Source organism: Enterococcus sp. DIV1208, assembly GCF_050530455.1.
In the GTDB taxonomy this organism is placed as follows: domain Bacteria; phylum Bacillota; class Bacilli; order Lactobacillales; family Enterococcaceae; genus Enterococcus_B; species Enterococcus_B hirae.
Map to the genome: position 1 here is coordinate 291243 of NZ_CP172887.1, position 22383 is coordinate 313625.

At 36.6% G+C, this 22383-nt stretch carries 15 protein-coding genes and 1 pseudogene; 12 read left to right on the forward strand and 4 right to left on the reverse strand.

The window, feature by feature from the left end; translation table 11 throughout:
- Positions 1-89 precede the first annotated feature (89 nt).
- The 8 genes from IGK91_RS01385 to IGK91_RS01420 all read left to right on the forward strand — a co-directional run bounded on the left by IGK91_RS01385 (position 90) and on the right by IGK91_RS01420 (position 7287).
- Complete coding sequence (locus IGK91_RS01385) at positions 90-407, forward strand: PadR family transcriptional regulator (protein WP_010736935.1); 318 nt, start codon at positions 90-92, stop codon at positions 405-407.
- The gene (locus IGK91_RS01390; protein ID WP_034866751.1) at positions 400-1014 is read left to right on the forward strand and encodes a DUF1700 domain-containing protein; all 615 of its coding nucleotides are present in this window, start codon (positions 400-402) and stop codon (positions 1012-1014) included. The genes IGK91_RS01385 and IGK91_RS01390 overlap by 8 nt, the downstream gene beginning before the upstream one ends.
- A gap of 17 nt (positions 1015-1031) precedes the next feature.
- The gene (locus IGK91_RS01395) at positions 1032-1865 is read left to right on the forward strand and encodes a DUF4097 family beta strand repeat-containing protein (RefSeq protein WP_081123187.1); all 834 of its coding nucleotides are present in this window, start codon (positions 1032-1034) and stop codon (positions 1863-1865) included.
- 381 nt (positions 1866-2246) lie between these two features.
- A complete protein-coding gene (locus IGK91_RS01400; protein WP_010720238.1) occupies positions 2247-2741 on the forward strand; it encodes a DUF5348 domain-containing protein in 495 nt (164 codons plus the stop codon).
- Between the two features lie 26 nt (positions 2742-2767).
- On the forward strand, positions 2768-3637 hold the full coding sequence (locus IGK91_RS01405; RefSeq protein WP_034699254.1) for an SPFH domain-containing protein: 870 nt from the start codon (positions 2768-2770) through the stop codon (positions 3635-3637).
- A gap of 681 nt (positions 3638-4318) precedes the next feature.
- Positions 4319-4705: a YxeA family protein gene (locus tag IGK91_RS01410; RefSeq protein WP_010736939.1), complete on the forward strand. Its 387-nt coding sequence runs from the start codon at positions 4319-4321 to the stop codon at positions 4703-4705.
- Between the two features lie 6 nt (positions 4706-4711).
- Positions 4712-5464 carry an ABC transporter ATP-binding protein gene (locus IGK91_RS01415; RefSeq protein WP_010720235.1) on the forward strand — a complete coding sequence of 251 codons (753 nt, stop codon included), beginning with the start codon at positions 4712-4714 and terminating at the stop codon, positions 5462-5464.
- Between the two features lie 14 nt (positions 5465-5478).
- Complete coding sequence (locus IGK91_RS01420; protein WP_181934168.1) at positions 5479-7287, forward strand: FtsX-like permease family protein; 1809 nt, start codon at positions 5479-5481, stop codon at positions 7285-7287.
- A gap of 376 nt (positions 7288-7663) precedes the next feature.
- Here the strand turns inward: IGK91_RS01420 and IGK91_RS01425 are convergent, their stop codons facing one another.
- The 3 genes and pseudogenes from IGK91_RS01425 to IGK91_RS01435 form a co-directional block, all read right to left on the reverse strand.
- The gene (locus IGK91_RS01425) at positions 7664-9769 is read right to left on the reverse strand and encodes a glucosaminidase domain-containing protein (protein ID WP_430605317.1); all 2106 of its coding nucleotides are present in this window, start codon (positions 9767-9769) and stop codon (positions 7664-7666) included.
- Between the two features lie 322 nt (positions 9770-10091).
- Positions 10092-11117 (reverse strand): ribose utilization transcriptional repressor RbsR, encoded by a 1026-nt coding sequence (gene rbsR / locus IGK91_RS01430; protein ID WP_010720232.1) that lies wholly within the window; start codon positions 11115-11117, stop codon positions 10092-10094.
- Positions 11118-11201: 84 nt separating this feature from the next.
- Positions 11202-11806: pseudogene (locus IGK91_RS01435) on the reverse strand (cysteine hydrolase).
- Between the two features lie 163 nt (positions 11807-11969).
- On the opposite strand from IGK91_RS01435, the gene IGK91_RS01440 reads away from it, so the two are divergent.
- From IGK91_RS01440 to treC, 3 genes are all read left to right on the forward strand, one after another.
- On the forward strand, positions 11970-12671 hold the full coding sequence (locus tag IGK91_RS01440) for an ABC transporter ATP-binding protein (protein ID WP_010720230.1): 702 nt from the start codon (positions 11970-11972) through the stop codon (positions 12669-12671).
- Positions 12672-12680: 9 nt separating this feature from the next.
- A complete protein-coding gene (locus IGK91_RS01445) occupies positions 12681-15392 on the forward strand; it encodes an ABC transporter permease (RefSeq protein ID WP_010736943.1) in 2712 nt (903 codons plus the stop codon).
- A gap of 269 nt (positions 15393-15661) precedes the next feature.
- On the forward strand, positions 15662-17290 hold the full coding sequence (gene treC / locus IGK91_RS01450; protein WP_081123192.1) for an alpha,alpha-phosphotrehalase: 1629 nt from the start codon (positions 15662-15664) through the stop codon (positions 17288-17290).
- 536 nt (positions 17291-17826) lie between these two features.
- Here the strand turns inward: treC and IGK91_RS01455 are convergent.
- Complete coding sequence (locus tag IGK91_RS01455) at positions 17827-18252, reverse strand: hypothetical protein (RefSeq protein WP_228012178.1); 426 nt, start codon at positions 18250-18252, stop codon at positions 17827-17829.
- 536 nt (positions 18253-18788) lie between these two features.
- Here IGK91_RS01455 and IGK91_RS01460 point away from each other — a divergent pair.
- Positions 18789-22241: an immunoglobulin-like domain-containing protein gene (locus tag IGK91_RS01460; RefSeq protein WP_430605318.1), complete on the forward strand. Its 3453-nt coding sequence runs from the start codon at positions 18789-18791 to the stop codon at positions 22239-22241.
- The last annotated feature ends 142 nt before the right edge of the window (positions 22242-22383 follow it).

Genomic DNA, 22383 nt, shown 5'->3' on the forward strand with positions numbered 1-22383 from the left:
TAAAATAATCAACATTTATATTTTAAAACAATATTATATGTAGTATAATATGTTGTTAAAGAAGATATTGTATAAAAGAAGGTGAAGGAATGCACATCCAAGTTCCAACGATATTACTTGATGGCACGGTATTAGCTGCATTGAGTAAAGAAGATATGTATGGCTATGCGTTGACTAAAATCGTACAGGAAAGCCTGTCGGTAAGTGAGTCAACGATGTATCCCGTCTTAAGAAGGTTAAAAAAAGAAGGATTTTTAGATACTTATGATGAACCCTTTGAAGGAAGAAATCGTCGATATTATCAATTAACACCAGCGGGGTATAATCGGTTAGAAGATATTATTGATGAGTGGATCGTCTTTCGAGATTCCTTAAATCGATTATTGGAGGATAATAAACATGAATGAATATTTAGATGAGGTAATAGAGGAAATCCAAGAGATTCCTGAAGATGACCGATTCGATTTGATTCAATATTATGAAGAATATTTTTTAGATTCTGGCAAAACAATTGATCAAATCATTGAAGAATATGGTACGCCTAAACAGTTTGCGCTTAAATTGAAAATCAATTATTTCTCTGAACAAGATGATTCAGCAACAGATGAAGTCAACCCAAGAAGTTCTAAACGACAAATTCGATTGATTTGGATGATCATGATTGGCTTATGTGCCTCCCCTCTGTTGATTCCTTTGGCGATTGGTTTTGTTGCAGTGATCGTGGGGTTATTATGTCTATTAGTCGCTTTGCTGGTAGGTGGTTATGTCGGTTGTATTACTGTTTTAGGGCTTGGATTATTTTCAGTTGTTTCGGGTATTGGTGTGTTGGGGCAGTCGATAGAAAGTGGATTATTTTACGTTGGATTAGGGCTATTCGCTACCGGAACTGTCGTCTTCTGTGCGCCGCTCCTTCTGAAAATGACAAAATGGATATTTAAAATGATGATGAATTTTGTGAAGTGGGTTGGACGTCGTTTTGTAACGAGACGTGCGATTCATTCGTCGAAGTTATAAGAAAAAGAGGTGTGAAGATGAAATTAAAATATTTTTTAATGGCTGGTCTAGGCTTGATGGTTAGTGGTGGCTTACTTGCCGGGACAACCTATGCGTTTGGGACGCACCGAAGCCTTGCTTGGGAAAATGGCCCTCAATTGGTCGAAATGAAGCATGACTCACAAGTGATATCGACAAAAGAAAAAATCAACAAAATAGTGGTCAATGCACAATACCAACAAGTTGAGATCAAACGTGGCAAAAATTTTGAAGTTAACTCTACGTATGAAAAAGCAAGTAAACCTCAAGTCACTACTAAAGGAGATACTTTGACGATTAACGGAAATGGTCGTGAACAAAACGTCTTGTTTCATGTAATGAATAACACATCCAAAATCACTCTGACAGTTCCTAGCGAACTTCCTTTAGATCAACTTGTGTTAGAAGGAGAGCAAGGACAACTTTTATTAAATGACGTAGTGAGTGAGAATGTTTCCGTTACAAATAATGGTGGATACATTACATTTAATAAAGTTGATGGAAAAAAAGTCAAAGTAAATTCTGTGCAAAGTTATGTAAATATTGATAATTCAGATATTTCAAACATCGAATTGAATGCCAAGTATGGGAATCTATTCTTAAATGGATTCAAAAATACCCAAGGAACAGTTATGTTAGAAAATTGCTATGTAGACTTTCTTGATAATGGAGAGATTGGATTAGATATTGATCTATTAGGGATGTCAACTGTCACAAAAAATAATGAAGAATTACCAATCAAAACAGTGATCAAAGGAGAAAACAATATAAAAATCACTGGTTATGATAGCAGTGTGGTGATAGCTGACGAAAACCATCAATATGATGTTTAAAAAGGATAAAGTCTGTCATTAAGAGTAAGTAAAGAGAAATAAATCGAAGAGGTTCAAAGATAGGTGCAACTATTTTTGGAACTTTTCGATTTTTTGATTAAGCGATTTTTTTCAAAAGATTTTGAATGACGGTCGTTGATTATGGATGATGATCCACGTAAAAGTTTTTTTCGAATAACAGTTTATTCACATTTAGATAACGATTTTACATCTTTTATCTCGGATAGGTTAGCTAATATAACAGACATGACTGTTAGGATGCTAAGACATCGGGCAGTATCATGGGGAATAACGATTTTTTTCATCGCTTAACTTACAAATCTGTAGTAAAATAAGAGAAAATAGAGAAAACACAGCTGAGATAATAAGGTGGAAAAATAGATGAGAATAGATGAAGCGAAACGAGAAGAGCTACAGTTAGAAATAACAAAATTACATAATTATCTCACGGAACTTAATCATAAATATTATGATACAAAAAAAGAACGTGTGATGATCGATTACCCGAATAACTCAGAAGGTCGGCAATTAGAACAAGTTTACAATGAAGTATTCCATCATTTATTGAAAGTAAAGAGGGAATTAGACTATTACTCTTTGCCGATTTTAGATACAGGGATCTTAAAGTACGACGAAGAAAAAGAGCGTTTTGTGTTCAAATCAGTTCGAGAGAATTTGATTCTTTCTGCAGGAATTGATTTAGAGATTTTAGTGGAAGATTATTTTACTGAAGAAAAACATTGGGTACGCACAAGGTTAGAATATCTACCCCAAACTTCCGGAGGACCACAAGTGAGTGGTTGGTATATCACAGAAGATAAGGAATTAGAATTAGAGGGAGTGATGGCACGGATTAGAAAGAAACCAATCATGTAGGAATGGTCTAAGAAAGGAACTAAGTGATGAGTGAAAAGAAAGCGGTTTATGTAAATGGGTATATTGGATTGATCGGTTTGGTGTTATTAGTTGGTATCGGCGGCTTCTTATTCTATTTTGGCATGACAAGTGGAGCGATCTTCCAGACGGTCATGGGTTTCGTTTGTTGGTTGATTGCTATTGCACTACTAAGCTCCGCAACGGTTGTTAGTCCCAACCAAGCAAAAGTTATTTTGTTTTTTGGACAGTACATTGGGACGATACGAGAAAGTGGGTTTTTCTTAACGGTTCCGTTTGCACAAAAAATCAACTTATCTTTAAAAGTACGAAATTTTAACAGTTCGGTTTTAAAGGTGAACGATCTAGACGGCAATCCCATCGAAATATCTGCCGTCGTAGTCTTTAAAGTTGTTGACACGGCTAAGGCGTTGTTCGATGTGGCGTATTACCAAGATTTTGTTGAGATTCAAAGTGAGACAGCGATTCGTCATATTGCCAGCCAATACCCTTATGATACTTTCAATGAAGAAGATTTGACTTTGCGAGGCAATACGACTGCCATCTCTGATGAATTAGCCAACGAGCTACAAGAGCGGTTATCTGTTGCTGGGGTCGAGGTGATTGAAACGAGATTGAATCATCTAGCTTATGCGACTGAGATTGCTAGTGCAATGTTACAAAGACAACAAGCAAAAGCTATTTTATCTGCTCGGCAAACGATCGTTGAAGGAGCAGTTACGATGACACAAATGGCATTGGAACAAATTGAAACAGGACAAGAAATCAATTTCACAGATGATCGGAAAGTCCAATTGATCAATAACCTACTTGTTTCGATTATTACAGATAAAGGAACACAACCAGTCATTAATACAGGGACAGTGAAAGAAAAATAGCCATTATTGAGTAAATATCGTATGATTGTAACGAATTTTTCAACTGTATTTTTTCTATAATAGAACAGTAGAGTAGTCAGAGACTGAGCCAAAACTCAGTCTTTTTTAGTATTTCTAAAAACGAATAAACGGTGTTCAAGAAGCAACTCCTCAACAATAAGCGATGATTTTCTAAAATATGAGGAGCTATTTTAAAAAATCCTCTCTTATTCGCTCGGAGTTGAACGCTTCTTTCACAGCCTCTTGCTTTAAACGGTGTTCAAACATCAGCTCCTTGAAATAAGCCTGAATTTTTCAAAACATGAGAAGCTGTTTCAAAAAATTCTTTCTTATTGTCATCAGAGCTACCCGATGTTTTCACGACCTCTGATTCACGGCGTTCAAAGAGCTGACCTCTTGTTCACGGTAAGATCAAAGCGGCATCTTCAAAAAATTTGAGAAGCAGTTTTCGGAAATTCCTTCTTATTTCTTGATGCTAAACACTTTTATCTCAACTTCTTTTTATAAAATTCATCAAACTATTATCTAAATAAAAAACGATTCGATTCAAGCTTGCGGATCACTCTTTTGCTTTGTGATAGATAAATGACAATATTGAAAGATATTTGACAGCTAAATCAAAGGTAAAATACGGTCTTTTTTTTTATAATTGCCCTATCATATGTGAAAGAAGGAGAGGAAATGAAGAAACTACTGGTCGGGATTGGCATTTCCATTGCAGCGTTGGTATTAGGTTCGGTAGTTTTTATCTTTGGGGGCCTAAAAATTGCGGATCGAATGATCATGGGTGGCGATAGCTACTATGTCAAAATTACGACAGATGGAGAAAAAGAGGAAATAAAAGATAATCGTAATGAAATAACCATCCAATATAAATATACTCTTCCCGGATATGATGAAAAGGGAAGTGAAAAAATATTAACATTTAATGGACAAAAACCGCGTCCTTTAAGAAAAGGAGCCTATTTAGAGATTACATGGAATGAAAAAAAAGGTGTCACTTCTTATGAAGAAGTTAAACAAAACGATATACCTAAGTTAGCACAAGAAAAACTAAGTAAAGGATAGATGAAAATGGAAAAAATTGTTGAGGTTCAAAATGTAACAAAAATCTACGGTAAGAATAATGAGAAGAAGACACAAGCCTTAAGTGGGATTAGCTTTACAGTAGAAAAAGGAGAATTTATCGGAATCATGGGGGCTTCTGGATCTGGTAAATCAACGTTGTTAAATATTTTATCTACATTAGACAAACCCACAGACGGAAATATCCGAATCAATCAAAACGATGTAACAAAGTTAAAAGGAAACCAATTAGCAGACTTTCGTGCGAAAGAGATTGGCTTTATTTTCCAAGATTTTAATTTACTAGAAAACTTAACTGCACAAGAAAACATTGCAGTACCACTTTCCTTACAAGGCGTTAAACCTAAAGAAATCAAGCGACGGGTCAAAGCAGTAGCAGAACGTTTATCGATTTCTCATATCATGGGAAGTTATCCTTCTGAGATTTCAGGTGGTCAAAAACAACGGGTAGCAGCAGCTCGTGCCTTGGTTACACAACCAACGATCTTATTAGGTGATGAACCGACTGGAGCTTTAGATTCTAAGAGTGCGCGTGATTTGCTAGATACGATGAAAGAATTGAATCAAAAAGATGATGTTTCAATTCTATTAGTAACACATGATCCGTTTTCTGCTAGCTACTGTGAACGAATCTTATTTATCAAAGATGGCGGTATCCACGAAGAAGTCAAACGTGGCGAACAAAGCCGTGATGAGTTTTATCGTCATATTTTAACGATCTTAGGAAATCTAGAACAGTAAGGGGAGGAAAAAACATGCTTTGGAAATTATCGCTTACTGGGATTAAAGGGCGTTTAAGAGATTATATTGTTTTATTTTCAGGTTTGGTTATGACTTCAGCTATTTTTTATATGTTCGAGTCAATCGCAAGCAATGAAGCGTTTTTAGAAAGTAATTCTACCGTTGGATCAACTGTTTTAATTTTTCATTTTGGCTCGGTATTATTAGCAATCATTACTTTTGTATACATCCTTTATGCTAATTCATTTTTAATGGTGATGCGTCAGAAAGATTATGCAATGTTTATGATGTTAGGGGCTAAGGGCAGAAAAATTGCACAAATGATTTTTACCGAAACATTTGTTGTGGGTGCAACGGCGACCGTCGTTGGCTCTGCGATTGGTGTAGGGCTAACAAGTATTGTGGAACGAATACTCGTTGAACAATTAAACATTTCAATTACACATTTTACACCATTTAGTGTAAAGGGTATTCTGATCACTCTTTTCTTTTTTGCTGTTTTGTTTTTATTAGCAGCAATCACCAATGCTTTTTCAATTGTGAAAAAGCCAATTCTTACATTGATTCGTGCGGAAGCTACACCAACACGAATGAAACAAAATAAATTTTTATTTTTACTTGAAGTTGTATTAGGGGTTGTTTTATTAGGCGTTGGTTATTACGTTCTATCAGAAATTGCACGTATTGGATTGTCTGGTTTAGGGATTTCTCTCGTAACGATTTGTCTGGGAACCTATTTCATTTTCCATTCAGTGATTATTTTCTTCTTGTCTTTACTGAAAAAATCAGAAGGTATCTCATTGAAAAAGTTGAACAACTTTACCTTATCACAATTAAGCTTTAGGATTCGGGACTATACGCAAATGCTTTCAATGGTAGCGATCTTATTTGCTTTAGCTTTAGGAGCGTTAACGGTTGGTTTAGGATTCAGAAATCAAATCTCCGCATTGACCAATTCATCAAACGCTTATGATTTAGTTCTAAACAATGCACAAAAGATTGACCAAGGAAAAGTCAGAGAACTAAATCCAACGTCAAATAACATCTATGCCCAAAAAGAAGATGAACAATACGTTTATTACAATTATGATGAATGGGAAAAAGAGCCGCTTAGATATATTGCATATAGTGGGAACACTTTTGCGGATAACAAAGTAAAGACAGCAACTGCTGAAGAAATCGCAAATTCAAGTGATTTGCAAGAGACATTAAGACAAAACGAATTACCTACGCAACAAGCGAAGGGAATAAAATTAGTTCGTGCAAGTGAATTCGATCAATTAGCGTTGCCAGAAACAACGTTACAATTAATTACAGTCAAAGATTTTGAAGCAAGTTTATCAGGTATCGAAACATTAGTAAAAGAAAATAATCAAGTCAATCCAGAGTTGAAAGATTACCAAGCCATGAGTGGACAAAAATATGAAATGTATCAACAAGTGAATGGTATTTTCTCAGGGATGGAATTTATGGGCTTCTTCCTAGGAATTGCGTTCTTAGCGATGTTAGCAAGTTGCTTGATGTTTAAGATTCTTTCAGGTAGTAAGAGTGACATTGGTCGATATACGATGTTAGAAAAAATCGGTGCGACTCGTGGCTTATTAAGACAATCGATTCGACGAGAAATTGGTGTTTTATTCTTAGCGCCTGGTATTTTAGGAGCGATCCATGTCTTATTTGGTTTAAGACTATTTGAATTTTTAATGAATGATCCATATCGTGATGTGTTGATACCATTCGGAATTTTCTTTGTCATGTACTTTATTTACTATGTATTGACTGTTTGGTTATATACAAGTATTGTTTTGAAAAGAGAGAAATAAAAATACTCTAAATAGGTGAAATTGGTTGGTTTCATCGATAGCACTTGTTAAAGAGACGAAAAAGAAGCATTGGTTCATCTGAGGTATTGAACTAGGCAATATCAGCTTCTGGAGGAATAAATTGTTCCATATGGATTACTGAAGTGGTTTGATGGACGATCCAATAGTTAAACAAAAGGCACACTCCTTTGATTTTTGTTCGTTACTTGAATCTTACAAGGTTGTGTGCTTTTTGTGTACGCTAAAACAAGAAACATCTGAGACATCACACGTTCACTCTAAACATGAATAAGCCGGAGAAGAGACTGAGACAAAACTTGTCTCAACCTCTTCTCCGACTTGTTTTCAGAGCTAGACACTTCTGTCATAGCTTTTTTTAAGTTAATCTACTCCACGATGGATGGATGATCGCTAAGTTTTTCAATAAAGGAATGGTATTGGCTTTGACTTTAATGACAGTCGTTTTTGGAATTTCTCTGGCAGATAGTTGCAAGTACAATTCCCAGTAATTTGGTGTTTTCATTGTAGAAAGATATTCTGGTTTTTTCGTAATTGTTTTTAAAGACCAAGTGTCTACGTCAACTAGCGACATCTCATTTTTATCCCAAGACACAGGTACTACCAAAGGTTTTGAAACGTTTTTAACTTTGGTTTCTTTATTATCTTCTTTTTTCGGTTCATCGTATTTAGTTAAATCATACGATTCAATGATCGCATTCAATTTTTTGGCGTATTGTTTATCTGTAGCATAGCGGCCTTCCAGATACTTCGTTGCCTCTTTATAACTTTTGGCTTCAGATTTCCAAGTTGGTTTGTAGAAATCTTTGTTATTGGACAACCCGCCTTTGATCAATTTCGCATAGTCTTCTAAGCTTTCTTTATAAGAAGGGTATTTACGGAAGGTTGCATGGATTTGGTAATTTGCACCGTTGCTGTCTTGTTCCAAAGTATTGAACAAAACACTTTTTCCTTCATAAGTTCCTTTTATGCCAAACAGATTATAGTTTGGTTCACTTGCCAACAAACTATTGCCAGAACCACTTTCTAAAATCGCTTGAGCCATCATAACAGAAGCGTAAATGCCTTCTTTTTGACCAATTTCTTGCGCGCTTGTAGCAATTTTTTTCAAAAACTGATCCGTCGTTTGATTTTTTGTAAAGTTGAATGAATCATTTAAACCATCTAAAATCGACTGGTTTTTCAGTTGGTCAGTCACGCTTGGTAGACCTGCGATATTGACACGTACTGCAAAATCTGGTCTGAAATCAGCAATTGAAGTAATCCGAACTTTGTCACCTGGTTGAGGGGCATGAATAAATTGTCCATTACCAATATAAATCCCAACGTGGTGAGTGACACCTGAGGAAGGTCCCCAGAATACTAAGTCACCTGGTTGTGCTTGATCTATTGGAATCTGTGTTCCAGCGTATTGTTGTTCACCTGTCCATCCACCGATATAATGACCAGTAGCTTTCATGTAAACATAATAAGCTAAACCCGAACAGTCAAATGTACTTGGTCCTTTTGCTCCCCAAACGTAGGGTCTGCCTAAATATTTATAGGCTTCTTTCACGATTTCTTTTTGAACTACTGTCGTGTTTGTTGGTAAAGTTGTTTCAATCGGTGTTTTGCTGACAAAATCGGAGGACCCGTCTACAGGATTTTCAATTCCTGCCTGTTGACCTTTATTTTTGTCATTTATTTGGTGATTGGAAGAATTATTGGTATTCGCTGAAACAACTGAATCGTTACTGGTTGACGTTGACGGTTTCGATTGTTCTTTTGAACTATCAGTTGGTTTATTTTTATCTGTGCTAGGTTTCGTTGTATCATTAGGTTTTGTCGTTTGAGAAGAATCTTGAGTATTTCCAGCTGAATTAGTCGTATCCTGAGTAGAAGAGTCTTCAGATGGAACAGTTGGTGTGTTGAATGAAGCAGTCAATGATAGATCCATTACACCAACGACAAAGAATCTTTTTTGATAATTCACTTCTTGGGCACCATTTACTTGGAAAGAAAGTAATTTTTCACCTTTAGGAGGGGTGATTTCATAGAACACTTTCGTTCCTTCTTTCAACCCACTGACCGTGCCATTAGGTTGGATGGTCAACTCTTTTTCTTCTCGAGGGGCGCTACTGATAACAGACAGCTTAATTTTCCCCAGTAATTCGGGATTAACTGTCAGTGTATGTGTCGCAACTTCTTCCGCAGGTTTCTCAGTTGATTCACCTGTTTCAGTCGTTGATGAATCAGTGGTTGATGATTCACCCGTTGAGCCAGTTGTGGCTGATGAATCTGTGGTGGACGATTCAGTTGTGTCTGTACTTGATGCTGTTGAAGTTACAGAATCACTTCCCGAAACAAGTGAGCTACTTGTAGTTGTTGGTTGGTTTTCTGTTGCAAAAACAGCTTGAGTCGATAAAATCGTTGGAGCAATCAGCCAAGATGCAGCAAGTAGGCGTATTGCTTTATTTTTGTTCATATGCGGTACTCCTTTTCTTTTTGCTTGTGACGAGTCTCTATGCTCATGCAACTGTTGTTAATACATAACAAAGATCTGATTTTTTTGATTAATAAGCTACGATTCTTTTTTCTAATAAGTCGCTTCGCTTTAATATTTTAATTATTCTGCATGCCATTAATTTGTTGGGGGAGAACAAATTTGGGGGAAATGGTCATACTACTTAAATTGTACCAAAGGAGATAGATTTCTACAAAATATTTGTAAAAATAACGACCGTAAAAAACAAAAAAAAAATAAAACACAAAAATACTTCATCATGTTTTATTTTTTTCTTCATAATTTATTCACAAATGCTACTTACACGCTTAGTTGAAGCTCTTTTTTTCAATTCTACTGGTAATAATTTTTCGCTCCATTCTTTTTCAGGCGACTGGATACGGGCTAATAATAATTGAGCAGCAGATTGTCCTAATTCAAAAATTGGTTGAGCGATCGTCGTTAATTTTGGTTTGACATATTCACACATATCCACATTATCGTATCCAATCACACTATAATCTTCGGGGATTTTCTTTCCATGTTCTTCCAACCCACGATAAATACCAAAAGCGAGCTCGTCGTTTAAGGCAAAGATTGCGGTCGCAGAGGAATTAAGAATCGTTGGAACGACCTGGTACCCACCATTTTTAGAAAAATGAGTAGGTAGTAACAATAAATTGTCGTGCGAGAGCTGATAAAAATCTAGTGCATGTTTAAAACCCTCGATCCTACGATAGACGTTTTCAGGGGGATTTTGTGGATAAACGAGCGCAATGGATTGGTGACCTAAATGAAGTAAGTGTGTACCAGCCAAGTATCCTCCACGAAAATCATCTGTGCTGATCGCATCACTAAATCCTTCAGCCTTTTTTTGATCCAACACAATAAAAGGTCGATTTTGTTTCTTAAGATTTTCATTGATTGCTGTAGTCGAAACAGCGGAAGTAGCTATGATAAACCCATCGACTCCTCGTCGTGCTAATTCGGCTAAATACTCAATTTCTTTTTGATGGTCAGAATCAGCGTTACATAAAATCGTCACGAAGTTTTGTTTGTATAACACATCTTCAATTCCACGCATTAGCGTATTAAAAAAAGGGTTGGTGATATCCGGCACGAGGACACCGATCGTTTTTGTTTCTTTCGTAATCATTTGGCGAGCGACATAGTCAGGTTGATAGCCGAGAATGTCTTTTGAAGCAAGCACTTTTTCAACTGTTTTAGCGCTGAATTTTTCTTCATTACCATTTAAAATCAATGAAACAGTGGCAATGGAAACACCAGAATGTTTTGCCACGTCTTTAATCGTTATTTTCTTTTTCTTCATTCTGATACTCCTATCTGACGGTTACTTTTATTTTCCCATGGAAAACCAGCAATGTAAATGAAAAACAAGGCGTGTTTGGTTCCTTTATCTGGCTTCTTCGATTGCTTGAAGGATTTCTTTGGTTGTACGCACTCGTGCTGTTTTTGGAAACATTTTTTCAAAAAAGAGCGTATGAAGTTCTAGATCTCGATCACTACAACCATCTTCGATAACAATAACATGGTAACCATGTTGAAAAGCATCTAAAGCGGTGGCATAGACACCGTTTGAAGTTGCTACACCTGAAAGAATGAGCGTATCGATCTTTCTTCGACGAAGTTGGGCATCTAAAGACGTTCCAAAAAAAGCACTTGGATTATGTTTAGTGATCGTGAGTGTGTTTTGTGTTCCTTTGGTGGTAGGTTCAAGTAATAAATCAGTAAATTCTTTAGGGGGGTATAAAAAGCACCTGCTTGTGCTCGGTCATTTTTAGCACTCAAATACTGAAAGCTGGTAATATCGACATTGACTAGTATATTCCAAGCAGGTGTATGCTTTAACTGCTCAGCAATCAGTTGATTGTTTGAGAGGATGGTGGTTGCATCATAAGGGAATAATTGCCCAGAATTCACAATTCCTTTTTGGAGATCGATTGGTAAAAAAGCTGTTTTTGCTAATTCGAGTGGAATAGGTGATTTTGTAGTAGTCATGGGTTTTCCTTCTTTCAATGAATAGATCGTTTTCCATGTAAGTAAAACATAATTTCTGTATTTGTCAATGAATCGTCTATCAAATCTTTAGTCTGATTCATTTCAATGGTAAAATAAAAAGTAGCGACTTTATTCGTAAAGAGATGGAGATGAGAGAAGAAGGATGAGCTATGTAGAAGTAATCAACGAATGTAAACGGTACAAAATGGGAGAAACAACGATTACCGCAAATGATAATATTTCATTTGCGATCAAAAAAGGAGAACTAGTCATTATACTTGGTCCAAGTGGTGCAGGGAAGTCAACAGTTCTTAATATATTAGGCGGGATGGATAAGCCAGATGAAGGGCAAATCATCATTGATCAGACAGACATCGCTCAGTTCAACGATAAACAATTGACCGCCTATCGTCGAACAGATGTCGGATTTGTATTTCAATTTTATAATTTGGTACCGAATTTAACAGCAAAAGAAAATGTCGAGTTGGCAACAGAAGTTTCACCAGATGCGTTAGATCCAGTGGAGGTATTGACACAAGTAGGTCTGGCACATCGGCTGGACAATTTTCCTTCACAGCTTTCAGGAGGAGAACAGCAGCGTGTTTCCATTGCTCGAGCATTAGCAAAAAATCCGAAATTACTTCTATGTGATGAACCAACAGGTGCGTTGGATTTTGAAACAGGGAAACAGGTGTTGAAGTTATTACAAAATGCGAGTAGAGAACATGGAAATACGGTGTTGATCATTACTCATAATTCTGCCTTAGCACCGATTGCTGATCGTGTCATCCATATCAACGATGCGAAAGTCCGTTCGATTGAAACAAACGATCATCCTTCAACCATTGATGAGATTGTGTGGTAAGGAGGGGCTATGAAAACAAAAACATATCTTAAAGCAAGTGCTAGAGAAATCAAACAATCGAAAGGCAGATTTATTGCCATTGTATTGATCATTTTGCTAGGGACCTTGTTATTCGTAGGCGTTAAAACGGCGGGGCCGGTTATGCAAAAAACGATGGATCACTATGTTGAAAAAGGCAATCTATCGGATTTACAAATCATTTCAACTGGTGGTTTAACGGAACAAGACGTAACTAGAGCCGAAAAAATCCCTGATGCACAACTGGAAACGGGAAAACAATTTTATTATTCCAGCTCAAGTAAAAACGAAGTTGTGCAAGTTTTTTCTTATAAAAAATCAAATAAACAAAACCTTTTAGAAGTAGTAGATGGGCATTTACCAAAGAATAAAGACGAACTCGTACTAGATGAAAAAGCAAAAAGTCTAGGCTATAAAATAGGCGAAACGTATAAGATCGATTCTGACAACGTGAAAAAGAAAGACTATCAAATTGTTGGATTTGTACGATCGCCACTTTTCATCAATAATTTAGAACGTGGTTTTGCCAATGTCGGGAACGGCACGATCGATTATTTTGTTTATTTACCTGAAACAGAATTTAACACAGACATTCAATCGGTTATTTACTTAACGTTTAAAAATGTTTCATCCTTTGATACTTATAGTAAAGAATATCGGGACAAAATGGCACAAAACCAAAAAAGCGTGGAGAAACTTTTTCAAGATCGACCAGCTGCACGTTTAACTGAACTAAGGGAACAAGCTAAGGAGTCTTTACAACCAGAAAAAGAAAAGGTGAGTGCTGGTCAAGAACAAATTAGTCTGGCACAAAGTCAATTGGCAGCTGCCAGAGCCCAACTAGAGCAACAACGTTCAATGATCGAACAATTGCCTGAAGTACAACGAACAGTAGCAACTAATGAACTAGCTACGCAAGAAGCACAGCTAGCTGAGCAAGAAAAGCAAGTCGCTGAACAACAAGAAAAACTGAATGATGCACAGGCCCAAATTACCGAAAATGAAGAAAAGATCAATCGTTTGGAAAAACCAACCTATCGTTTCCAAGAGCGTTCAGATAATGTGGGTTTTCAAGAATTTGGTGATTTAGCTGAACGGATCGCAGCCATTGCTAATGTTTTTCCTGTTTTCTTCTTCTTTATTGCAGCATTGATCACTTTTACGACGATGACACGGATGGTCGAAGAAAACCGACGAGAAATCGGTACGTTGAAAGCATTAGGCTATACTAAATTTGAAATTGCAAAAAAATATGCTATTTATGCAAGTTTAGCTTCTGGTCTAGGAATTATTTTAGGAACCGTCTTAGGAACCAATCTATTACCAAGAATTATTTTTGAACTATCGAATGAACGCTATGATATCGGATCAGCAGTCATTTTTTATGATTGGTCTCCGATTTTACAAGCGGCAGTGGCGTTTTTTATCGCTGCATTTGGTGCAGCAATGATCGTATTATTCAAAGATTTAAGAGAAAGACCGGCAGCTTTATTACAACCCAAAGCGCCAAAACCAGGCAAAAGAATATTATTGGAATATATCACACCACTGTGGTCAAGATTAAGCTTTAATCAGAAAATCAGTTATCGAAATCTGTTCCGTTATAAATCCAGAATGTTTATGGCAATCGTTGGGATTGCTGGTTGTGCTGGTTTAATGGTAGCAGGCGTAGGATTGAAAGACTCTTTAAGCTCTGTTTCTGATAAACAATTTGGCCCAATTACGAATTACCAAGCAATTGTCACTTTAGATGGAGAAACAGAAAACAGTGAAACAAAAGCAAAGGAACAGTTAGAATCCGATCCGAAAATTACTGATTTGCTAGCAGTAAACATGCAAACGATCGAGCTTCGGCAACAAGGACAAGCGACTCAAAGCGTAACGATGATCATACCGGAAACGTCAAAAGGTCTATCACCGTTTATTCACTTGATCTCATTAAAAGGACGTAACATGGAGTTGAATGATTCAGGAATCGTCCTCACACAAAAAGCTGCCGAACTGTTTGATGTATCTGAAGGAGACCGCCTTTCATTGTACACGGATGACCAAAAAGAGTTATCGGTTACGGTGAAAGCCATTGCTCAAAACTATTTAGGAAACTTTGTTTATATGAGCCCTGCCTATTATCAAAAAGTATCAGGAAACGAAGCTTCTACAAATGCTTATTTAGTTCAAGCTGACCCAATGTCTAAAAAACAAGAGAATGCTTTGTCAGAAAAGCTATTGGGAACCAATGCAGTAACAAATACATCATTTGTTTCGAAACAAATGGAAACCCAAGAAGAATCACTTGCGAACCTCGATTCAATCGTTGTGATTTTTGTCGTTTTATCAGGGCTGTTAGCGTTTATCGTGTTGTATAATTTAACCAATATCAATATTTCTGAACGAGTGCGGGAATTATCAACGATCAAAGTACTAGGCTTTTTTGATAAAGAAGTAACGATGTATATTGTGAGGGAGAATATTATTTTTACTTTAGTTGGTATTGTAGGTGGATTTGGCATCGGCTACGTCCTAACTGACTTTATTTTACAACAGGCTTCAATGGAGACGGTGATCTTCCCCTTAGTGATCACTTGGAAAGCATATGCTCTTTCTGCTGTTTTGACTATTGAATTTACAGTTATCGTTATGATAGCGACCCACTTCAAGCTGAAAAATATCAATATGATTGATGCTTTGAAATCAAACGAATAAAAAAAGCTTCTTGCTAAAAGTTGAGTAGACTTTTGCAAGAAGTTTTTTTATTAAGTAACTGGTTGATGAAAAGAAAATTTGGTATAGGGAAAATAATACGTAGGTTTTGTTATGCCAATTTGTTGGATGTGCGACAGTTTATAATGGGTGAGGTCTTCCTATTAGAGGACTTAGCTCTGTCCTTGATAAACGCTTCCTTTTCCTTTATAATAGGATTTGTAAACTTGTATATATAAGTTGGAATAATAGCTGATTGGAGGCGAATGAGGATGTCGTTTAATGAGAAAGTAGTTTATCAAATTTATCCTAAATCTTATCGTGATAGTAATGGTGACGGGATTGGCGATTTAAAAGGGATCAAAGAAAAATTACCTTATCTGCATGAACTAGGGGTCGATATGATTTGGTTGAACCCTATTTATCCGAGTCCACAAAAAGATAATGGCTATGATATTTCTGATTATGTAGCGATTGATCCACTATTTGGAACGATGGAAGAATTTGAAGAACTAGTCACACAAGCAAAGAGCTATAATATAGAGATTATGCTTGATATGGTTTTAAACCATGTCTCAATAGAACATGAATGGTTTCAAAAAGCTTTAGCTGGCGATCGTTTTTACCAAGATTTTTTTATTCTAAGAGATGAGCCAACCGATTGGGTATCTAAATTTGGTGGTAATGCATGGGCGCCTTTTGGAGATACGGGTAAGTATTATTTACATCTCTATGATCAAACACAAGCAGATTTAAATTGGCGAAATGAAGCAGTTCAAGCAGAGTTGTTCAAAGTTGTTCGTTTTTGGATATCTAAAGGGGTCAAAGGCTTTCGCTTTGATGTGATCAACGTAATCGGGAAAGATGAAGAACTCAAAAATAATGCAGAGAACCAAGGAAAAGCAGAATATACTGACAAGCCGATTACTCATACGTATCTTCAACGATTAAATCGGGAAACTTTTGGTCAAGATCCAGAAATCATCACAGTTGGAGAAATGAGTTCAACGACGATTGAAAATTGTATTTTGTATACGGAACCAAGTCGGAATGAGCTTTCGATGGTGTTCAATTTTCATCATTTGAAGGTTGATTACGAAAATGGAAACAAATGGAGTACGCCACCTTTTGATTTTGAAGCTTTAAAAAGTCTGTTCCATACATGGGGCGAAGCGATGAGTAAAGGAAATGGCTGGAATGCGTTGTTCTTAAATAACCACGACCAGCCAAGAGCCCTCAACCGCTTTGTAGCAATTGATAAATACCGCACAGAAGGGGCTAAAATGTTAGCGACGATGATCCATTTGAATCGTGGGACGCCTTATATTTATATGGGGGAAGAAATTGGGATGATCGATCCAGACTTTCAGCATATCGATGATTACGTCGATGTAGAAAGTTTAAATGCTTACCAAGAAATGCTGAACCAATCATTCTCGGAAGAAGAAGCTTTTCGGCGAATCAAGGCGAAATCCAGAGATAACGCTCGGACACCGATGCAATGGACAAGTGATGAAACAGCTGGCTTTACCACAGGAACACCTTGGTTAGGTTTAGCAGCAAATCATGAGGTCATCAATGTAGAACAAGAACGTACATCTGAACAATCGATTTTCGCATACTACAAAAAATTGATTCAATTGCGAAAACAATATCCTGTAATTGCATCAGGGGACTATCAAGCTTATGAACCCGATCATCCTCAAGTATACGGTTATTTAAGACAATTAGACGGACAAAAATTATTGGTTTTAACTAATTTTTACGAAAATGAAACGACCATAACGATCCCAGAAGAATTTGCTAGTGCCCAACCGCTTATCAGCAATTATGCCAATACTCTTATTCAAGAGGAATTGACCCTAAGGCCTTATCAAGCGATCGCCCTGTTGATCCAGTAAATAAAAGATCAAGAGCAAAAAATTGGTAAACGATGAGCCGATAGTAACTGAGCATGATCTTTGTTTCTAAAGTAATAAAAAATTTTCATGAGTTTGACAAATTACTGATGTCCTTATGAGCAACTGTTTTGAAAAAAACGATGAATCGGTTGTAGATAAAATTTTACACGAGATATTTCGAAAGAAAATTGTATTTTTAATGAACCATCAGCTGGTGGTAAAACATTCGACGCTTAATCCATGAGTTATTGGATTAAGGTCGTTTTTATTTTGTCTAAAAATAAATGTGAGATAAGAAGAAAGAATCATGAAAAAAACGATTGAGTAATGATAAAATTGAGTATCGCAAATCAAAGAATATGATGGAAGCAATAACAATTTAATGTATGCTCTCATCTAAGAAAAAAGAGGATACAATATCATTAATATACCTAGTGTAAGATGGACTATAAATCTTTTATTTGTATTTTGCCTAAAACTTGCCTGAAGTTTTTCTGAAACCCAAACAAATTGTAATTCGTTTTTGGGATGGTCTATTAAATACTGTTTAAATATTTTGCGTTCCTTTTTTTGGATTTAATTAAGTAAAAACCTGTAACAGCACTGATGGTAAGGGCTATTCCCAAATAGGGAATTATATAATTCAAATTTTTAGGAACGTCTTCAATAGGGAAAAAGTAGTGAATAACACGTTCCAAAATAAAAAAGACAATAACATAAATGATAAATGAAAATTTTCTTTTTAGAGCAAAAGAAGGATCCTTTTTTTCATAATATTGTGAGATTGCTTTTTTTCGTTTCTTTTGTTCTTGTTCAGTTAGGTTTGGAAAAGTACGCTCTCTTTCTTGTTTATATAGAGCCATGATATCTGAATACTCCTGTTGGATCTGCCTGACTTTGTAGACTGTATAAATAAAACTACCATAATATATTAAAGTAAACATAAATTTAATTAAAAGCATTATTTAGTTCTCCTTAAAGACCTTTTTTTAATTATAGCAAACAACATTTGAAAGTAGCTTTAAAAATGTAATAAAAAAGAGAGCGGGGCAATAATCAGATTTTTTTCTGACTATTGTCTCACTCTCTTTTTCTTTTACCCATTAACCTTTACATAAAGCGTAATATGTAGGTGAAATATTTCTTCAGATGATAAGTAGTAGAAGAAGCTTGATTGATTTCCTCAATCAATGAAAGAAATATATATAAACGTTATGGTAAACGATCAAAATTCAAGAATATTAATTGGGAATATTGAGCGTTTATGCTTAATTAGAACAAGTAAAATAAATGTTGCAGGGGAGATGATCCATACGATTTTGTCAGCTTCGGTAACAAAATGGACATTGGAAAGAGACATCAATTGAAAACAGGGGAAACACCTAAAGCTGATGAAGTGGTATTGACGAGAAAATAATGATCAAAAATAAGAGCAAAAAAGGAGTAAATATGAGTAAAAAAAAAATTAACAGCAAAACGTAAAAAACAGCTATTAACGATGTTTGCGGTGGCTGGGGTGATGGGAAATACTGGGATTGCACCAACGATGGCATTAGCGGATACTTTGACACCAACAGCTGAAACTGCTACTGAACAAACACAGGCGAATGAAGCAAAAGAAGTCATCGATCAAACGATACAAAACGTCACAGATCCGTTAGTAAACCCAACGGATTCAACCACTACAGCTAGTGATTCGTTAGCAACAACCGATGAAACAACGGATGACACCCAAGACCAAGCAACAGAACAAGAGCAAGCAACAGCACCGACTGCCGAAAGTGAAGGGGATGCAACTAATCCAACAGCTGAAGCGCCAAAAGTAGCGAAAAAAGCGAACGTGGTAGCTGCCTCCGAGATAACAGGCACGTGGGGTACCAGTCCGTATACTTTTGATGAAAACACAGGAGTATTGACAATCGGAGCAGGTGAGTTAAGTGGATATACAGAATCCCCATGGTCCGAAAATAAAAACGTAGATGCTGAAGCAATCAAGAAAATTGTCTTGTCTGGAAAAGTAGTTGCTCCAAAAAATTCTAGGTTATTATTTAGTGGAAATACCCCTGCTGAAAAACTTACGAATGTAACTGAAATCGAAGGGTTAAGTCAACTGGATACCAGTAACGTAACAGATATGTGGAAAATGTTTAAAGATATGAGTAGCATAACAAGTCTAGATGTAAGTGGCTTTGATACCAGTAACGTAACAGATATGCGTTCTATGTTTTATGGTATGAGCAGCGTAACAAGTCTAGATGTAAGCAATTTTGACACTAGCAAAGTAACATTTATGTCTTATATGTTTGCTGATGCTCCACTTAAGAAATTAACTCTAGGAGATACATTTAAATTTGTAGAAGCAAACGCAAGTCTTACTTCTGCTTGGAAGAGAGAAGATGGCAAAGGGACGTTTTATTCAGCAGAAGATTTCATGAAAAACTATGGCACCGGTGATCTGACTGCTGGCACGTATGTTTCCGTTGAAACAGACACGTGGGGAACTAGTCCGTATATGTTTGATAAAGATACAGGAACGTTAACAATCGGAGCAGGTGAGTTAAGTGGCTATAAAGAATCGCCATGGAGCAGCAATAAAGTAGATAATAAAGCCATCAAAAAAATTGTCTTGGCTGGGAAAGTAGTTGCTCCAGAAAATTCAAACTACTTATTTAGTACAAGTACCGTTGGTAAGGATCTTACGAATGTAACTGAAATCGAAGGGTTAAGTCAACTGGATACCAGCAACGTAACAACTATGAGTTATATGTTTTATGGTATGAGCAGTGTAACAGGTTTAGATGTAAGCAACTTTGATACCAGTAACGTAACAACTATGGGTTATATGTTTAAAGGTATGGGTAGCGTAACAAGTCTAGATTTAAGCAACTTTGACACCAGCAACGTAACAGATATGACTGATATGTTTTTTGGTACTTCACTTAAAAAATTAATTCTAGGAGATACCTTTAAATTTGTAGCAGGAAAAGGAGCTCTTACTTCTGCTTGGAAGAGAGAAGATGGCAAAGGAAAGGCTTATACAGCAGCAGATTTCATGAAAAACTATGGCACTGGTGACTTGACTGCGGGCACGTATGTTTCCGTTGAAATAGGCACATGGGGAACTAGTCCGTATAATTTTGATGAAACCACAGGGACATTGACGATCGAAGCAGGTGAGTTAAGTGGTTTTGTAGAATCGCCATGGTCCGAAAACAAAAAAGTAGATGCTACAGCCATCAAGAAAATTGTCTTGTCTGGAAAAGTAGTTGCTCCAGAAAATTCTTTTTTATTATTTAGTGGAAATACCTCGGCTGACAAACCTACGAATGTAACTGAAATCGAAGGGTTAAGTCAACTGGATACCAGTAACGTAACAGATATGAGTAAAATGTTTAAAGGTATGAGTAGCATAACAAGTCTAGATGTAAGTGGCTTTGATACCAGTAAAGTAACAAATATGCAACATATGTTTTCCGGTATGAGCAGCGTAACAAGTCTAGATGTAAGTGGCTTTGATACCAGTAACGTAACAGATATGGCTAATATGTTTCGTGGTATGAGCAGTGTAACAAGTTTAGATGTAAGTGGTTTTGATACCAGTAATGTAACAACTATGGAGAATATGTTTTACAATATAAGCAGCGTAACAAGTCTAGATTTAAGTGTTTTTGATACTAGTAATGTAACAACTATGCAGGATATGTTTAAGGACACACCTCTTGCTAAATTAACACTAGGCGATCACTTTAAAGCGGTTGGAGACACTAAGTTATCAGCGCCGAAAGCACTGAACGAAGGGGATCAGCTGACAGGAAATTGGATTCGTGAAGATGGTCAGTCCAAAGGCTATTCACCTGCTGACTTTATGACAAATTACGGAACTGGGGATTTAACGGCAGGAACTTATGTGGCAGAACTAGTGAAAAGTGAGTTGAAACCACAAGAATATCATGTAGGAGATGTCAATATTACTGGAACCTACACAGGGGATATGTCTCTCGGACGATTAACCGTTAATGGCAAAGTTGTCAGCTGGGGCGGTAGCTTCAAAGATGGTCAATTCAGCTATTATGTCGGTGTTGGCAAATTAAAAGTCGGCGACAAAGTCGTATTAGATGGCTACAACAAAGAGAAGGAATTGATAGATTCAAAAGAGATTGAAGTGATTTCCGAATCTTCAGGATCAATTGATCAGGTGGACACTTATAAGCTAGGTGATTCAACCATTACTGGAACTTATACGGGGGATATCCATAAAGGAAAACTAGTAGTGAATGGGGAAGTAATCAGCTGGGGCGGAACCTATAAAGATGGTAAGTTTAGCTATTATGTGAACTCTCAAATCATCAAAGCAGGGGATCAAGCAACGATTCAAGGCTATGATAAATTCGATACACCACTAGGGGACCCACAACCAGTGACTATAGGAGAACAACTGGGTCAATTAACAGAAGCCCATCGTGTGGGAATCAGTACAGTGATCGAAGGAAACTACACAGGCGATGTTTACCAAGGAATCTTATTGGTCAATGGTGAAAAAGTTAGTCAAGGCGGTAGCTTCAAAGATGGCAAGTTCAGTTATTATGTAGGAAACCTTAAAGTGTCAGAAGACGATCAGGTAGTCTTGATGGGTGCCAACAATCGAGGACAACAAATTCCAGGATCAGAGATTGATGTCACTATTCAAACACCAACAGCTGAAATCAACGAATTGACTTATAAAATCGGCACACAAACGATCAAAGGAGCCTATGGTTCTGATACCCAAGTCCACCAAGGACACTTGTTTGTCAATGGTAAACTGATCAGTAAAGGTGGGAGCTTTAAGGATGGGGCAATCAGTTATTATGTGAAGCCAGACCTAATCAAAGCTGATGATCAAGTAACAATGAATTTCTATGATGGAAGTGGCAACTTATTGGCTGAAAACCAAACAGTTTCTGTAAACTAAGGAAAAATAAATTTATGTAAGTCTAAAAACTGGGGCATTGATTAGAAAAAATCTGATCAATGTCTCAGTTTTCTTGATTTAAGATACGCTCAAAATTCAAACAGGTTGAGCTAAATGATGAATACCGGAATGTGTACAGAGG

Bases quoted from the DNA above. Each gene is read 5' to 3' on its own strand.
- IGK91_RS01385 (WP_010736935.1), top strand. From the start codon at position 90: ATGCACATCCAAGTTCCAACGATATTACTTGATGGCACGGTATTAGCT.
- IGK91_RS01390 (WP_034866751.1), top strand. From the start codon at position 400: ATGAATGAATATTTAGATGAGGTAATAGAGGAAATCCAAGAGATTCCT.
- IGK91_RS01395 (WP_081123187.1), top strand. From the start codon at position 1,032: ATGAAATTAAAATATTTTTTAATGGCTGGTCTAGGCTTGATGGTTAGT.
- IGK91_RS01400 (WP_010720238.1), top strand. From the start codon at position 2,247: ATGAGAATAGATGAAGCGAAACGAGAAGAGCTACAGTTAGAAATAACA.
- IGK91_RS01405 (WP_034699254.1), top strand. From the start codon at position 2,768: ATGAGTGAAAAGAAAGCGGTTTATGTAAATGGGTATATTGGATTGATC.
- IGK91_RS01410 (WP_010736939.1), top strand. From the start codon at position 4,319: ATGAAGAAACTACTGGTCGGGATTGGCATTTCCATTGCAGCGTTGGTA.
- IGK91_RS01415 (WP_010720235.1), top strand. From the start codon at position 4,712: ATGGAAAAAATTGTTGAGGTTCAAAATGTAACAAAAATCTACGGTAAG.
- IGK91_RS01420 (WP_181934168.1), top strand. From the start codon at position 5,479: ATGCTTTGGAAATTATCGCTTACTGGGATTAAAGGGCGTTTAAGAGAT.
- IGK91_RS01425 (WP_430605317.1), bottom strand. From the start codon at position 9,769: ATGAACAAAAATAAAGCAATACGCCTACTTGCTGCATCTTGGCTGATT.
- rbsR (WP_010720232.1), bottom strand. From the start codon at position 11,117: ATGAAGAAAAAGAAAATAACGATTAAAGACGTGGCAAAACATTCTGGT.
- IGK91_RS01440 (WP_010720230.1), top strand. From the start codon at position 11,970: ATGAGCTATGTAGAAGTAATCAACGAATGTAAACGGTACAAAATGGGA.
- IGK91_RS01445 (WP_010736943.1), top strand. From the start codon at position 12,681: ATGAAAACAAAAACATATCTTAAAGCAAGTGCTAGAGAAATCAAACAA.
- treC (WP_081123192.1), top strand. From the start codon at position 15,662: ATGTCGTTTAATGAGAAAGTAGTTTATCAAATTTATCCTAAATCTTAT.
- IGK91_RS01455 (WP_228012178.1), bottom strand. From the start codon at position 18,252: ATGCTTTTAATTAAATTTATGTTTACTTTAATATATTATGGTAGTTTT.
- IGK91_RS01460 (WP_430605318.1), top strand. From the start codon at position 18,789: ATGTTTGCGGTGGCTGGGGTGATGGGAAATACTGGGATTGCACCAACG.